At 59.7% G+C, this 14,539-nt stretch carries 12 protein-coding genes; 2 read left to right on the top strand and 10 right to left on the bottom strand.

The genetic code is table 11. From position 1 onward, the window contains the following. Positions 1-15: 15 nt before the first annotated feature. The 4 genes from ACW4DH_RS15640 to ACW4DH_RS15655 all read right to left on the bottom strand — a co-directional run bounded on the left by ACW4DH_RS15640 (position 16) and on the right by ACW4DH_RS15655 (position 4,460). Positions 16-1,167: an acyl-CoA dehydrogenase family protein gene (locus ACW4DH_RS15640; RefSeq protein ID WP_459637331.1), complete on the bottom strand. Its 1,152-nt coding sequence runs from the start codon at positions 1,165-1,167 to the stop codon at positions 16-18. A gap of 31 nt (positions 1,168-1,198) precedes the next feature. After that, complete coding sequence (gene mmsB, locus ACW4DH_RS15645) at positions 1,199-2,089, bottom strand: 3-hydroxyisobutyrate dehydrogenase (protein ID WP_459637332.1); 891 nt, start codon at positions 2,087-2,089, stop codon at positions 1,199-1,201. Positions 2,090-2,154: 65 nt separating this feature from the next. Next, on the bottom strand, positions 2,155-2,931 hold the full coding sequence (locus ACW4DH_RS15650; protein ID WP_459637333.1) for an enoyl-CoA hydratase: 777 nt from the start codon (positions 2,929-2,931) through the stop codon (positions 2,155-2,157). Between the two features lie 11 nt (positions 2,932-2,942). Next, positions 2,943-4,460: a CoA-acylating methylmalonate-semialdehyde dehydrogenase gene (locus ACW4DH_RS15655; RefSeq protein ID WP_459637334.1), complete on the bottom strand. Its 1,518-nt coding sequence runs from the start codon at positions 4,458-4,460 to the stop codon at positions 2,943-2,945. 141 nt (positions 4,461-4,601) lie between these two features. Here ACW4DH_RS15655 and ACW4DH_RS15660 point away from each other — a divergent pair, with 141 nt between their 5' ends. Next, positions 4,602-5,543, top strand: a complete 942-nt coding sequence (locus ACW4DH_RS15660; RefSeq protein WP_459637335.1) for a LysR family transcriptional regulator — start codon at positions 4,602-4,604, stop codon at positions 5,541-5,543. A 10-nt stretch (positions 5,544-5,553) separates the two neighbouring features. On the opposite strand, the gene ACW4DH_RS15665 is transcribed toward ACW4DH_RS15660, so the two are convergent. Next, positions 5,554-7,203 (bottom strand): GMC family oxidoreductase, encoded by a 1,650-nt coding sequence (locus ACW4DH_RS15665; RefSeq protein WP_459637336.1) that lies wholly within the window; start codon positions 7,201-7,203, stop codon positions 5,554-5,556. A gap of 22 nt (positions 7,204-7,225) precedes the next feature. Then, entirely contained in the window at positions 7,226-8,737 is a 1,512-nt protein-coding gene (locus tag ACW4DH_RS15670) for a CoA-acylating methylmalonate-semialdehyde dehydrogenase (protein ID WP_459637337.1), read from the bottom strand. Positions 8,738-8,893: 156 nt separating this feature from the next. On the opposite strand from ACW4DH_RS15670, the gene ACW4DH_RS15675 reads away from it, so the two are divergent. Continuing rightward, entirely contained in the window at positions 8,894-9,802 is a 909-nt protein-coding gene (locus tag ACW4DH_RS15675; RefSeq protein WP_459637338.1) for a LysR family transcriptional regulator, read from the top strand. Between the two features lie 31 nt (positions 9,803-9,833). On the opposite strand, the gene ACW4DH_RS15680 is transcribed toward ACW4DH_RS15675, so the two are convergent. The 4 genes from ACW4DH_RS15680 to lamB all read right to left on the bottom strand — a co-directional run bounded on the left by ACW4DH_RS15680 (position 9,834) and on the right by lamB (position 14,315). Beyond that, positions 9,834-10,124: a hypothetical protein gene (locus tag ACW4DH_RS15680; RefSeq protein WP_459637339.1), complete on the bottom strand. Its 291-nt coding sequence runs from the start codon at positions 10,122-10,124 to the stop codon at positions 9,834-9,836. A gap of 413 nt (positions 10,125-10,537) precedes the next feature. Further along, positions 10,538-11,473: a glycoside hydrolase family 43 protein gene (locus ACW4DH_RS15685; protein ID WP_459637340.1), complete on the bottom strand. Its 936-nt coding sequence runs from the start codon at positions 11,471-11,473 to the stop codon at positions 10,538-10,540. A 1-nt stretch (position 11,474) separates the two neighbouring features. Beyond that, positions 11,475-12,845, bottom strand: coding sequence for an MFS transporter (locus tag ACW4DH_RS15690; protein WP_459637341.1), 1,371 nt, complete (start codon positions 12,843-12,845; stop codon positions 11,475-11,477). Positions 12,846-12,917: 72 nt separating this feature from the next. Next, positions 12,918-14,315: a maltoporin LamB gene (lamB, locus tag ACW4DH_RS15695; protein ID WP_459637342.1), complete on the bottom strand. Its 1,398-nt coding sequence runs from the start codon at positions 14,313-14,315 to the stop codon at positions 12,918-12,920. Positions 14,316-14,539: the final 224 nt, after the last annotated feature.

Genomic DNA, 14,539 nt, shown 5'->3' on the forward strand with positions numbered 1-14,539 from the left:
CGGCTGGCGCACGCCTCAGAGGGCATAATTGCTCAGCTCACGCGCAATCAGCAGGCGCTGGATCTCGCTGGTGCCTTCATAGATCTGGGTGATGCGTGCATCGCGGTAATAACGCTCCACCGGGTAGTCCTCCAGAAAGCCATAGCCCCCATGAATCTGGATCGCCTTGGAGCAGACCCACTCGGCGGCTTCCGAGGCGAACAGCTTGGCCTGAGAAGCTTGTGATAGACAGGGCTGGCCGGCACTGCGCAGACGCGCGGCATGCAGGATCAGCAGCCGTGCAGCGTTCAACCGCGTGTGCATGTCGGCGAGCATGTTGGCGACGCTTTGATGCTCGCTGATCGGCTTGCCGAACTGGACCCGCTCACGGGCGTACCCCAGCGCAGCCTCGAAGGCGGCACGCCCGATTCCCACCGCCTGGGCGGCGATACCGATGCGCCCGCTCTCGAGATTGGACAGGGCGATGGCCAGCCCCTTGCCGCGCTCGCCGAGCAGATTGGCTTCGGGAACCGCGCAGTCATCGAGGACGATCGCACAGGTATCGGAGGCGCGAATGCCCATCTTGTGCTCGCTACGCTCGACGACGAAGCCGGGCGTGTCGGTGGGCACCAGAAACGCCGACAGCCCCTTCTTGCCCAGTTCGGGGTCGGTCACCGCGAAGACGATGGCCAGCCTGGCACGCTTGCCGTTGGTCACGAACTGCTTGGCGCCGCTGAGCACCCACTGGCCGTCGCGCAGTTCGGCGCGGGTGCGCAGGTTATGGGCTTCGGAGCCGGCCTGCGGCTCGGTCAGACAAAAACAGCCGATGATTTCACCGCTAGCCAGAGAGGTCAGCCAGGCATCCTGCTGTGCCTGGTTACCATAGCGCAGGATCGGCCCGCAGCCGACCGAATTGTGCACGCTCATCAGCGTCCCGGTGGCCCCGTCTCCGGCAGAAATTTCCTCCACCGCCAGGGCGTAGGCGACATAATCGACCCCGGCACCGCCCCACTGCTCCGGCACCACCATGCCGAGCAGGCCCAATTCGCCCATCTGCGCCACCACGGCATCATCGATCCAGCCGGCCTTCTCCCATTCCTGCGAGTGCGGCGCGAGTTCGCGCCGGGCAAAATCACGGGCCATGTCGCGGACCATGCGCTGCTCTTCGCTCAGTTCAATATCGTGCATACGCCACCTCCATGCCGTCGGCGACAACGAGTCAATTCTGCGAACGGTACTGCGTGATGATCGCGGAGAAGTCGAGCCCGCCGTTGCCCTGGGCACTGAAACTCTGATAGAGCTGCTGGGCCAGAGCGCCGAGCATGATCGGCTGACGTACCTGCCGGGCAGCCTCGCTGGCCAGGCCCAGATCCTTCAACATCAGGTCGGTGCCGAAGCCGCCGCTGTAGCCGCGAGAGGCGGGAACATTCTCCAACACGCCGGGAAAGGGGTTGTAGGTGTCCGAGCTCCAACAGCGCCCGCTCGACGAGTTGATCACCCCGGCCAGCACGTCGGCATCCATGCCCAGCGCCACCCCCAGCGACATGGCTTCGGCGACACCGATCATGGAGATACCCAGCAGCATGTTGTTGGCCACCTTGGCGACCTGCCCGTTGCCCGCCGCCCCGCAGTGCACGATGTTCTTGCCCATCGCGGCGAGTATCGGCTCCGCGCGAGCGAAATCTTCGGCCTCGCCGCCGACCATGAAGGTCAATGTCCCGGCCGCGGCCCCGCCGGTGCCCCCCGAGACCGGCGCATCGAGCATCGGGTTGCCCTGCCGACTGGCGGCCTCGGCCACCTCGCGAGAGGACATGGGATCGATGGTGGAAGAATCGATCAACAGCACGCCGGGCGCCACATGCGCGAGCAGGCCCTCCTCGCCGTGATAGACGCTTTTGACCTGAGGTGCGGCGGGCAGCATGGTGATGATCAGCTCCACGTCGCGCCTGGCCAGCGCCGCCACGGAGTCGGCCGCCGTGGCGCCCGCCTCGGCAAGGCCCGCCACCGCCTGGGCGTTGAGGTCGAAGACGGTGAGCCGATGGCCGGCCTCGAGCAGGTTGTGCGCCATGGGCGCGCCCATATTGCCGAGGCCGAGAAATCCGATATGCATGACATCCTCCTGTTGTTCTTGTCGTGTTTGCCTGTCTGACGTGACGCGTCAGGAGCCACGCCGTCTCAGCGATCCTTGAAATCGGGTTTGCGCTTGTCGACGAAGGCGGCCATGCCCTCCTTCTGATCCTGCGTAGCGAAGGTCGAGTGGAACAGACGCCGCTCGAAGCGTACCCCCTCGGCGAGCGTGGTCTCGAAGGCCCGGTTGACGGCCTCCTTGGCCATCATCGTGATCGGTGTCGAGAGCTGGCTGATCCGCTCGGCCGTCGCGAGCGCTTCTTCACGCAGGTTTTCGGCCGGTACCACGCGACTGACCAGACCGCAGCGCTCGGCTTCCTCGGCGTCCATCATGCGCCCGGTGAGCACCATGTCCATGGCCTTGGACTTGCCGATGAAGCGCGCCAGACGCTGGGTGCCACCCGCGCCGGGAATGGTGCCGATGGTGATCTCCGGCTGGCCGAACTTCGCCGTCTCGGCGCAGATGATGAAGTCGCACATCATCGCCAGCTCGCAGCCGCCGCCCAGGGCGTAGCCGCCCACCGCGGCGATCACCGGCTTGCGGAAGCTCGAGAGGCGCTCCCACGTCGCGGTGATGAAATCGGCCTGGTAGACATCCATGTACGACCAGTCCTTCATCGCCTTGATATCGGCGCCGGCGGCGAAGGCCTTGTCACTGCCGGTGAGCACCGCCGCGCTGACGCCGTCGTCGGCCTCGAGTTCGTCGAGCAGCGTCGACAGTTCCGCCGTCAGTTCGGGCGACAGCGCATTCAATGCCTGGGGCCGGTCAAGGATGATCAGCGCGACCTTGCCGTGCCGTTCAAGCTGCAGATTCCGATAGTTCATGATGGCCTCGCTTATTTCAGCGTGATAGTCGTGTTGACGGCACCGCCGACCTCCTCCTCGTCGAACCAGCGCGAGGTCACCGTCTTGGTCTGGGTGTAGAACTGCACGACCTGCTTGCCGTAGGGACCCAGATCGCCCAGCTTGGAGGCCCGCGAGCCGGTAAAGGAGAACATCGGCACCGGCACGGGAATCGGCACGTTGATCCCCACCTGCCCCACGTCGATCTCTTCCTGGAAATGCCGTGCGGCGGCACCGGAGCGAGTAAAGATGGCGGTACCGTTGCCATTGGGGTTGGCGTTGATCAGCTCGATGGCGTCATCCAAACTCGCGGCGTGCATCACACAGAGCACCGGCCCGAAAATTTCTTCCCGGTAGATCGACATTTCCGGCGTCACCCCCGAGAAGATCGTCGGCCCGACGAAGTTGCCCTTCTCGTAGCCCGCAACGTTCGGACTGCGCCCGTCGAGCAGTAGCTCCGCGCCCTCCTGCTCGCCGCGCTCGATCAGGCGAGTGACGCGCTCGAGCGCGGCGCAGGAGATCAGCGGGCCGACATCGGTGCCGGCCTCGTGCCCGGCATTGACCTTGAGGGTTCTGGCCTTAGCGACGAGTTCCGGCAGCCAGTCGTTGGCCTCGCCCACCAGCACCGCGACGGACACCGCCATGCAGCGCTGCCCCGCCGCGCCGAATACCGCACCGGCCAGGTTGTTGAGTGTCTGCTCGCGATTGGCATCGGGCATGACGATGGCATGGTTCTTGGCTCCCATCATGCACTGCACGCGCTTGCCCGCCTGGGAGGCACGCTGATAGACATGCGTGCCCACGCGGGTGGAGCCGACGAACGACACGGCCTTGATGTCCTGATGGTCGCAGATGGCGTTGACCACCTCCTCGCCGCCATGTAGCACGTTGAGCACGCCCGCCGGAATGCCGGCCTCCATCGCCAGCTCGACCAGACGCATGGTGACCATGGGGTCCTGTTCGGAGGGCTTGAGCACGAAGGTATTGCCGGTGGCGATGGCCATGGGAAACATCCACAGCGGGATCATCGCCGGGAAATTGAACGGGGTAATTCCGGCACAGACGCCCAACGGCTGCTGCAGAGTATAGGTGTCGACACCGCCGGCAACGTTGTTGGCCAGCTCGCCAAGCTGCAGGTTGCCGATGCCGGCGGCATGTTCCACCACCTCGAGGCCGCGGAAGACATCGCCTTCGGCATCCGGCAGCGTCTTGCCCTGTTCGGCGCTCAGAATCGCCGCCAGCTCCTGCATGTGTTCGCGAATCAGGTGCTGATACTTGAGAAATATCCGCGCGCGTGCGCCGATCGGCGTCTTGCGCCAGGTCTTGAAGGCCCGTTTGGCACCCGCTACCGCAGCGGCGACCTCCTCGGAAGTGGCAAAAGGCACACGTGCCAGGACTTGTTGATTGGCGGGATTGATCACATCGCGCCACTCACGGGTCTTGGATTCGGTGAAGTCACCGTCGATCAGCAGCTTGACGGTGGGAATGGAAGCATCGTGTTGCGCTGGCATAGTGAGTCGCTCGTATTGAAACTGTTGTTGTGAGCCGGATAACCCAAGCGATACCGAGGGTATTAACGATACTAGGTGCGATCTTGCGGAATACAACAGGACGAACTGCAGATACACTCTGCATTTTTGCACAGGCAGGCCATGCAAAAACCTCTGGACTGGGACAATCTGCGCTACTTCCTCGAGCTGGCACGGGCCGGCAAGCTGACCGTGGCGGCACGCCGCCTGGGGGTCGATCATACGACGGTGGCCCGCCGGGTACAGGCGCTGGAGAAGGCGCTCGGCATGCCGCTGTTCATCCGTGCCGCCGCGGGTTATCGCCTCAGCGAGAATGGCCGCAACCTGCTGCCTCGGGCCGAGGCCATGGAAAGTGCCTGCCTGTCCATCGAGCAGTATGCGCCGGGCGGCCGCGACAATCTTTCGGGGCTGGTCAGGATCGGTGCCACCGAGGGCTACGGCATCGCAATGCTGGCGCCCCACCTGGCCGAACTCACGGCGCGCCATCCCGATCTCAGTGTCGATCTGCTGGCTGTCCCGCGCATGGTTCAGCTTTCCCGGCACGAGGCGGATATCGTCATCACCCTGGAGCGGCCCGAACGGGGACCCTTTATCATTACCAAACTGACCGATTACGTCCTCAGGCTTTATGCCTCCGAAGCGTATCTGCGCCAGCACCCGCCGATCCTGACACGCGATGACCTGCGCCAGCACACCTTTATCAGCTATATCGATGACCTGCTCTACAGCAAGGAACTCCGCTATCTCGCGGAGCTCGGTCGTCCTCGACACGTTGCCTTGCGCAGTACCAGCATCCTGGCCCAGCAGCACGCTTGCGCCACCGGTGCCGGTATCGCCATCCTGCCGGCCTTTTCCGCAGGTGCACAACCTGCGCTACGCCAGGTACTCGGGGGCCAGGTAGAATTCGTTCGCACCTTCTGGATGCTGATGCCGACGGAGCTCAGGGAAGTGGCACGCATGCGAGCGGCCTGGGATCATCTGCGCGACATGGCGCAGGCTACGCAGGCCGCCATGATGGGCCGCACGCGTCCCGACGCTGAACGCACCGGACACTGCGATTGGTGATAACGTCTCATTAACCTGCCGACAGCATCCAGCGTGCCGCCTTTTCGGCAATCATTAGCGTCGGCGAGTTGGTGTTGCCGCTGGTGATGGTCGGCATGATGCTGGCATCCACCACGCGCAGCCCCACGACCCCGCGCACCCGCAGTTGCGGATCCACTACCGCCGTCGGATCATCCTCGCGTCCCATCTTCGCCGTTCCCACCGGGTGAAAAATGGTCGTGCCGATGTCCCCCGCGAGTCGCCAGAGGTCCTCGTCGGTCTGGAACTGCACGCCCGGCTTGACCTCTTCCGGGGCATATCTGGCGAAGGCCGGCTGCTCGGCGATACGACGGGTCAGGCGCAGCGAGTCCGCTGCCACCTTGCGATCTTCATCAGTACTCAGATAGCACGGCGAAATGGCCGGCGCCGCGCCGGGCTCGGCACTCTTGATGCGCACGTGACCGCGACTGGTGGGGTTGAGGTTGCATACGCTGGCGGTGATGGCGGGCCAGGTATGCAGCGGCTGGCCAAAGGCCTCCAGACTCAGCGGTTGGACATGGTATTGGACGTTGGGGTGCTCGTACTCCGGTGAGCTGCGCGTGAACGCGCCGAGCTGGGAAGGCGCCATGCTCATCGGCCCGGTGCGCCTGAGCAGGTATTCCAGGCCGATGCCCATCTTGCCCCACAGGGTCGAAGCCATGGCATTGAGCGTCTTGGCACGGGTAACCCGATAGACCGAGCGGATCTGCAAGTGATCCTGCAGGTTCTCGCCCACCCCCGGCAGTACCCGTACCGGAGCGATCTCGTGGCGTCTGAGCAGAGCTTCCGGGCCGATGCCGGAGAGCTGCAGCAACTGCGGCGAGCCGATGGCGCCGGCACATAACGCCACCTCCCGATGGGCCGCGACCTTGAGCATGCGACCGTCGCGCTTGAGCTCGACCCCGCAGCAGTGCGGCGTGCCTTGCGCATCCGGCTCGAACAGCAGCCGGTGAACCTGACTGGCGTGCCACAGCGTGAGGTTATCGCGCGCCTTGAGGACCGGGCGCAGGAATGCCTTGGCAGTATTCCAGCGCCAGCCGTTGCGCTGATTGACATCGAAGTAGGCCACACCTTCGTTGTTGCCGCGGTTGAAATCTTCGGTCGCCGGAATGCCCGCTTGCTGGGCGGCCTGAGCGAAATCGTCCAGTACTTGCCACTTCAACCGCTGGCGCTCTACCCGCCACTCGCCGCCGTGGCCATGAAAATCCCGGCAGGGCGCCGAGGTTTGCGGGTCGTCCAGACGATAATAATCCTCGTGGCGTTTGAAGTCCTCCAGACACCTCTCCCAGCGCCAGTCGTCTTCACCGGTTACGCGGGCCCAGTGATCGTAGTCACGCGCCTGGCCACGCATGTAAATCATCCCGTTGATGCTTGAGCAACCGCCCAGCACCTTGCCACGCGGATAGATCAGGGAACGGCCATTGAGGCCTTCATCCGGCTCGGTCTTGAACAGCCAGTCGGTTCGCGGGTTATTGATACAGTAGAGATAGCCCACCGGCACGTGAATCCAGTGGTAGTTGTCCTGCCCGCCCGCCTCGATCAGCAGCACACGCTTGGTAGGGTCGGCGCTCAGGCGATTGGCGAGCAGGCACCCGGCGGTACCCGCGCCCACGATGATGTAGTCGAAATGGTGCTGGCTCATGTCATGCCTCCTCTCGCCGCTGCTATTTGGCGGTGGGCATGACGAATTCGGCACCGGCCTCGATGCTGTTCGACCAACGCTGCATGATCGACTTCTGCTTGGTGTAGAAGCGCACGCCCTCTTCGCCATAGGCATGCATGTCGCCGAACAGCGAGCGCTTCCAGCCGCCGAAGCCGTGCCACGCCATGGGCACCGGGATAGGTACATTGATACCGACCATTCCCACCTGGATGCGCCGACCAAATTCGCGCGCCACGTGACCGCTTTCGGTGAAACAGCTCACGCCATTGCCGAATTCGTGAGCGTTGATGAGCTCGATGGCGGAAGCGATGTCCGGCACTCGGACACACACCAGTACCGGCCCGAAGATTTCTTCGCGATAGATGGCCATCTCCGGCTCGACATGATCGAACAGCGACCCGCCCATCCAGAAGCCCTCACCGCAGCCATCGCCGGTCGCCGTGGCATCGAACTCGCGGCCGTCGACGATCAGTTCGGCGCCCTCGGCCACCCCTTTCTCGATATAGCCGAGAATGCGTTCATGTGCCGCCCGAGTGACGATCGGCCCCATTTCGGCGTCAGCCTGCATGCCATTCTTGATCTTGAGATCACGGGCCCGCTCGGCCAGGCGCGGCACCAGCTTGTCACCGGCCTCGCCTACTAGTACCGCCACGCTGACCGCCATGCAGCGCTCGCCGGCAGAACCGTAGGCCGCCCCGATCAACGCATCGACGGCCTTGTCGAGATCGGCGTCCGGCATCACCACCATGTGGTTCTTGGCGCCACCGAGCGCCTGTACCCGCTTGCCGTGGCGTGCCCCCTGCTCGTAGATATGATTGGCAATCGGCGTGGAGCCGACGAAGCTCAGCGCCTGCACCTCGGGATGCTCGATCAGCGCCTCGACCGCCTCCTTGTCTCCCTGGACAACATTGAACACACCTTGCGGCAACCCGGCCTGCTTGAGCAGATCGGCAATTAACAGCGACGGGCTGGGATCGAGCGGGCTCGGCTTGAGAATGAAGGTATTGCCCGCGGCAATGGCCACCGGGAACATCCACATCGGCACCATGACCGGGAAGTTGAATGGCGTGATGCCGGCCACCACACCCAGCGGCTGACGCATCGTCCAGTTATCGATGCCGGTACTGACCTGCTCGGTGTAGTCACCCTTGAGCAGTTGTGGAATACCGCAGGCGAACTCGACGATGTCGATGCCACGCGCCACCTCGCCCATCGCATCGCTTAACACCTTGCCATGCTCCGCGGTAATGGCACGGGCCAACTCTTCCTTGCGCGCGTTGAGCAGCTCCAGGAAGCGGAACATCACCCGCGCGCGCCGGATCGGCGGCGTATCCGCCCAAGCGGGAAACGCCGCCGTGGCGGCAGCAACCGCAGCATCGACATCGGCTCGTGAGGCCAGCGCCACCTGCCCGGTTGTCTTTCCCGTGGCCGGGTTGGTGACGTCCTGGCGGCGCGTGCTGTCACCTGCCGTCATATGGTCATTGATATAATGGTCGATAGAAGAGATCGTCATGGCATGCTTACCTGTCTCGTTGTAATCAGCGAAGCTGGTGGTATTTATCAAGGCTATCGAGACTTGAAAGAGGCAAGCAATTGAGAAATTCAAAACCTGGATATAAGCAAGGCTTATATACTGTAACGCTCATTGCGCGCTCGACAGGAGATCGGCATGCGTGATCTTCGCGCCCTGCACGCCTTCGTCAGTGTGGCCCGTGAAGGCAGCGTGTCCCGCGCCGCCGAAACGCTCCATCTGACCCAGCCTGCGGTCAGCCTCAAGCTCAAGCAGTTCCAGGAGCAGGTCGGACGCACCTTGTTCACACGCCACCCGCAAGGTCTGACCCTGACACCGGATGGCCACGCCCTGCTCTCCGCAGCCGAAAAGGCACTGGCCGCCGTCGACGCTTTCGATCTCGCTGCCCGCACTCTGCATGCCACTGTGCGTGGCAAACTTCGCATCGGCACCATTGTCGATCCCGAATTCATCCGGCTCGGCGCTTTCCTGCAACGACTGATGGAGCGCGCGCCTCAGATCGAGACCGAGCTGCATCACGGCATGAGCGGCACCGTGCTGGAGCGCCTGCAGCGCCGCGAGCTGGATATCGGCTTTTTCCTCGAAGTCCCGGGGCCGTGGGGACAGCATGAGGCACTCGAGATAGACCACTTCGAACTGACCTGCTTCGATTACCTGGTTATTGCTCCTTCCGGCTGGGAGCGCCAGCTTGTGCGCACCGACTGGCCTCACCTAGCGGAGCTACCATGGATCGTGACGCCGACCACCTCGGTACACCACCGCCTGGTCGAGAGCGTACTCGCCCCACAAGGTTTGACGCGCCACCGTGTCGCCCAGGTAGATCAGGAAATGTCCATGCTCGATCTGGTTCGCGCAGGGGTCGGGTTGAGCCTGGCGCGAGATGCCGTTGCCATACAGGAGCGTCAGGAACGCGGACTGACCGTTGTCCCCAACGTACGGCTACCCTGCGCACTCAGCGTTATCTGGCGACGCGAACAACGTGAGGATCCGGTGGTCGATACAGCCTTGCAGGCGCTGGGAAAGGCTTGGGGAATTGCCATTGGTTGATTACACATCTGATACGTCAAGCCGCACTGACTTAGTGGCTGACCAGTACGATACCCGCCAGAATCACAACGCCACCCACCATGAAGTTGGCCATCAGCGGCTCGTTCAACAGCACGGCGCCGAAATCACACCGAATACCGGCAATATCCGAGCTGTGAATCCAATAGCGGCGTAACAGCGCAAACCATAGCAACAGCGTGCCGAACGAGACTACCAGTGGAGTTTCAGACTGATGCCTGAAGGATGCGCCTTGACTATCGCCCTTGCGGAACCATTCTGGCTGGGCACCGCAGACCTCAGCCTCCAGCTTATCGCCCTCCACCCCAAAGCTTGAATATGCGCATCGAATCGGTTAACTCGCTCTCGTCGGCCTGGGCCTTGGCGTGTATTGGCGAACGCGTGTCGGCACGGCCCAGATGAGTGAGCCCGGTACCGCTGACCCGCAGTGCCCCGGTTCGGGATGGGGCAGCGGTGGACACAGACGCGTCTCATCGATCAGCACGATATAGCCAAGGCGAGTTTTGGTGAGGACAGCCTCGACGACCTCGGCCAAGGGGCGCGCCTCGGCGATGGCCTGCTGAGCCAGGCCATAGTATCGCCACCGGCCAGACGGGCCTGCTCGGGGCTTTCCACTACTGCTGCCCGCAGGCTACCTTCGTGCTCACATTAGACCAGTCGCATAACACTTTTCTGTATCAGTAAGTGGAAGCCGGCAATGGCGCTTTGGGTTAGGAATCAAGGTTCGCCAAAATCTGGAAAACCATCCGCTCGCCACGTAATAGGCTTGATGAAAGTATGACGATTGGGATCCCAAAGCGGATCTCCCTGGATCTCCCTATAGGTCCGGGCATGGTAAACCAACAGGTCAGTATTACCGTCCTCAGACACTGTAAAACTGTTGTGGCCAGGCCCGTAAACACCCTTATCGTAATTGCTACGGAATACGGGAGAAGGATGCTTCGACCAGTTAGAAGGGTTTAAAAGATCAGCATCCTCATCGGCATGCAAAAGGCCGACGCAGTAGTTCTCGTCCGTCGCACTTGCCGAATAACTGAGCCACACCCGGCCCTTCCGGGCAATGAGTGCAGGCCCTTCATTGACCTTGAAACCGCGATTCTCCCAGTCATGTTCAGGTACACTCAGACGCACCGGCTTCCCTGAAATCCTTGTTGGATCCTCCATGGCGGCGATGTAGAGATTGGAGTTTCCGGGAACGTCAGGGTCCTTTTGGGCCCACACATAATAGAGCGTGCCGTGATGTTCGAAAGTCGTGGCATCCAAGCAGAAGCTGTCAATGCCGGTTTCTATCTGCACAGGCTCGCCCCAGTGACCCTCTAGTGGGTTTTCCGACGACGTACTGATGCAATACATGCGGTGCTGGAATAACCCATCCTTTATTTCTCTTGTAGGGGCCGCAGCAAAGTAGACATACCATGTGCCTTGGTGGAAATGGATTTCGGGTGCCCAGATCAGTTCGCCTAGGGGGCCTGTGTCGGGTTTACGCCAAGCAGTAATTGCTTCGGCGTCTGCCAAGCCTTCGATTGTACTTGCTCTTCGCAGTTCAATACGATCATAAGCGGGCACAGAGGCTGTGAAGTAATAGCAACCATCATCGTGTTTATGAATAAAAGGATCGGCACGCTGCTCGATCAAGAGCTTCGATAGTGACATATTAGTACTCCATCGCTTTGGTCGTGGTTATTTCTGGAAGTTCCATCCCGTTGCGGGCCATGTTCTCGTAATACTCGCTAGTGATTCGATACTTGAACATGAAGAGGCCCATTAACGTATGAAACAACCCCGGGATAATAGTCAACATTAATGCGATGCCTGTGAGAGTAAAACTGCTCTGCTCGACATCAGGTTCATAATTGAAGTAAGTTAACAATATTCCGACCAAGAAGCCCGCAGCTCCCATGCCAGCCTTCTGGCAAAAAGAAATTCCTCCGAACGCTAGTCCTGAAACCCGCTTTCCTGTCTTGGCTTCACCATAGTCCACTGATTCTGCAATTGCGGACCAGAATATCGGAGCATGAAGATCCACGACAAACGAGATCAGGAAGTAAAATATAAAGGCAAGGACGATGTCCCCCGGCTTAACGACGAAGAGCATGGCAAGGCTCAATACACCGACGGCGACCTGGCTCCAGCGAAATAATTGAATCTTGCAATAGTGTTTGGTGATCCAGGTAGAAACGACCATGGCGAGAATGGCGGCGCTTACGCCAACCGTCAGGAACGCAGACAGCATGGTTGCCCCTGCATCCAGATAATATTTGGCATAGTAGGCGGCTACGGAGCTGCGAATGACATAGCCAAGAGTACCGGTAAAACAGACAGCGCAAAGAACCTGCCACTGGTCGTTTCTCCACAGCATGCGCAGTTGTTCACTCAAAGGCTTCTTTTCTATTACATGCTCGACACGCTCCGTAGTGGTGAAGAAGCAGAATAAAAATAAAAGTGTCGCTATAGCGCCCATTAACCCCATAGCTGCTTGATACCCTACTGCAAGGTTATCGCCGCCCCAGTATTCGGCCAGCTTCGGCACAATGATAGTCACGAGAAAAGCTGCAATCTTGGCAAAGAAAAGCCGGTATCCATTAGCGGAAAGCCTTTCCTTGGGATCAGGGGTTAGCACCCCGATTAAGGAAATATAGGGGATCGTTACGGCAGTGAACATAAGCGTGACGAAAATATAGGTTGAATATGCCCATACCAGCTTGGCATTATAGTCCCAGTCTGGTGTGGTAAAGAGCAGCAATACTGATATTCCAAAAGGAACAGAGAAAAAAAGGAAATAAGGACGGTAACGTCCCCAGCGGGTGCGATGTTTATCGGTAATGATGCCCATCAGTGGATCGGTAACTGCATCAACTAATCGAGCTACAAGAAACAATATTCCCATATGGCTCGGCTTGAGACCATACACGTCAGTATAGAAATAAGAAATAATCAGAAACATAGAGGAGATGACGACGTTGATTGCCATGTCCCCACTACCGAAGCCTACCTTTTCAAGGTAGGTCAGCCTTGAAGTCTTCATGGAAGTACTACCCTGTATAGGAAATAGAGGTGTACAGGCATGCCCCAAGGTGACATGCCCGTACGCACTGCTTTACCACCAAGCCTCCATCTGCAGCCCGAAGGTCAGCCCATCATTATCATCAATCTCAATAGCATCAGTTGTGTCATCTGCGGCGAGTGACGCGCCGATATAACGTGAGCTTTCTCCGGTTGAGGAATAGTTAGGATTGGCCTGAAGAGCATCGCCGTCCCACTTGGCATAGGTAGCGAAAAGACGGATGGTTGGGCGGGCCATAGCGCCACGGCCGGCAGACCACTGCTGTGCGATTGTGAGCTTGCCGAGATGATGATCGCTATAGCCAGCGACATCGGAATCTTCGGGATCGATATAGTCGTAACCTAGCTCTAGTGCTGTGCTCATGATGTCGCTCCAATAATAGGAGGGACGGATACCTGCAGAAATCCAGGTACGGCCGGAATTGTCATCGAAGCTCTGCTTTTCGTAGACGGCGGCATAAAGCATGTCGATCTTGTCCGGAACAAGCCATACCTGACCATGGTCTAGAATGCGCCACATATGACCGCTGGAAATGCCATCACTGAAATCGCCCACACCGAAACGGCCATTGCCGTTACCTTGATTGATTATGCCGTCGGTGGCGTATTGAATGGCAGCCTTGTTGAAGCCACCAAACCAACCCTCTTGTTTATGCTGAAGCGTCACCATATGACCTTTGTCGGCGTCGTCATAATCGATACCGCGATCATCTAGGTAATCGTCCTGAGCTTCGGTAAGCGTGGCGCGACCGTAGTCATAACCGATCACGAGCGTACCACCAGGGTTGGTCGGCACATCGGACCAGCGTATATCCACTGTATCGTTCGATGTCCGGTTCTGGGCGTCTGGATAGTCCTCATCAAGATTATTACTGTTGCGTAGCCAGGCTACGCTCAGTTTACCAATCCCCAAGTCGATATCCTCGATCCCTGCACCAGGTCCTGAAACATCCCAGTAGAAGAAATCGTTAATCACAATGTCATGGCGACGGTAGAAACGTTTACCAGCCCACAGCGTGGCGCCTGGTAGGCCATTGATGACGTTGGTTGCCTGCACATTTAACTGCCGCAGTGCAATGTCGCTATCGTCTCCAGACGTACCTTCATAATCATCGGACTGATCAGAAGAATAACCGATCATGGTATTGACAAAAAAAGTCTTATCGTCCTGCTCGTAAAGATTGGCGCCAAGTGCAATTTCCGCATAGGTTTCGCATTCATTTCCCAGACGGTACTTGGAAGGGGCGCCATTAGCTTTGAAGCAGGCCTGATCACCACCACCGGCGGTGCTACCAATGCCGGAACGCCCATAGCCGGAAAATTCAAACTCAGGCAGCTCGGGAGCGGCAAAAGTAAATGTTGAGGCGAAACAACCGGCGCCAAGTAGCGCAAAGCTGGCAAACGAACATAAAGTCTTCGGAGTTTGACTCATGCCATAATCCTTATTTTTGTATAAACAGCGGCAGTGAATTGGCCATTTCGATCAACGATGGCCGTTGTAACTGTGACTTGGCACATTCCGTTTGAGATTTAGAGCTGCCAAGCTACAGTTATGTCTCAATGCGAATGTCGGGGCACCTCGGCGCCGCGGCAGCCGACCAGGAAGTCGAAATCGCAGCCCTCGTCGGCCTGCAGCACCCGCTCGATATACAGCTG

It is taken from the genome of Halomonas sp. WWR20, assembly GCF_054602495.1.

Coding starts and splice junctions, on each gene's coding strand:
- ACW4DH_RS15650 (WP_459637333.1), bottom strand. CDS start 2,931: ATGAACTATCGGAATCTGCAGCTTGAACGGCACGGCAAGGTCGCGCTG.
- ACW4DH_RS15670 (WP_459637337.1), bottom strand. CDS start 8,737: ATGACGATCTCTTCTATCGACCATTATATCAATGACCATATGACGGCA.
- lamB (WP_459637342.1), bottom strand. CDS start 14,315: ATGAGTCAAACTCCGAAGACTTTATGTTCGTTTGCCAGCTTTGCGCTA.
- ACW4DH_RS15660 (WP_459637335.1), top strand. CDS start 4,602: ATGCAAAAACCTCTGGACTGGGACAATCTGCGCTACTTCCTCGAGCTG.
- ACW4DH_RS15665 (WP_459637336.1), bottom strand. CDS start 7,203: ATGAGCCAGCACCATTTCGACTACATCATCGTGGGCGCGGGTACCGCC.
- ACW4DH_RS15675 (WP_459637338.1), top strand. CDS start 8,894: ATGCGTGATCTTCGCGCCCTGCACGCCTTCGTCAGTGTGGCCCGTGAA.
- ACW4DH_RS15685 (WP_459637340.1), bottom strand. CDS start 11,473: ATGTCACTATCGAAGCTCTTGATCGAGCAGCGTGCCGATCCTTTTATT.
- ACW4DH_RS15690 (WP_459637341.1), bottom strand. CDS start 12,845: ATGAAGACTTCAAGGCTGACCTACCTTGAAAAGGTAGGCTTCGGTAGT.
- ACW4DH_RS15640 (WP_459637331.1), bottom strand. CDS start 1,167: ATGCACGATATTGAACTGAGCGAAGAGCAGCGCATGGTCCGCGACATG.
- ACW4DH_RS15655 (WP_459637334.1), bottom strand. CDS start 4,460: ATGCCAGCGCAACACGATGCTTCCATTCCCACCGTCAAGCTGCTGATC.
- mmsB (WP_459637332.1), bottom strand. CDS start 2,089: ATGCATATCGGATTTCTCGGCCTCGGCAATATGGGCGCGCCCATGGCG.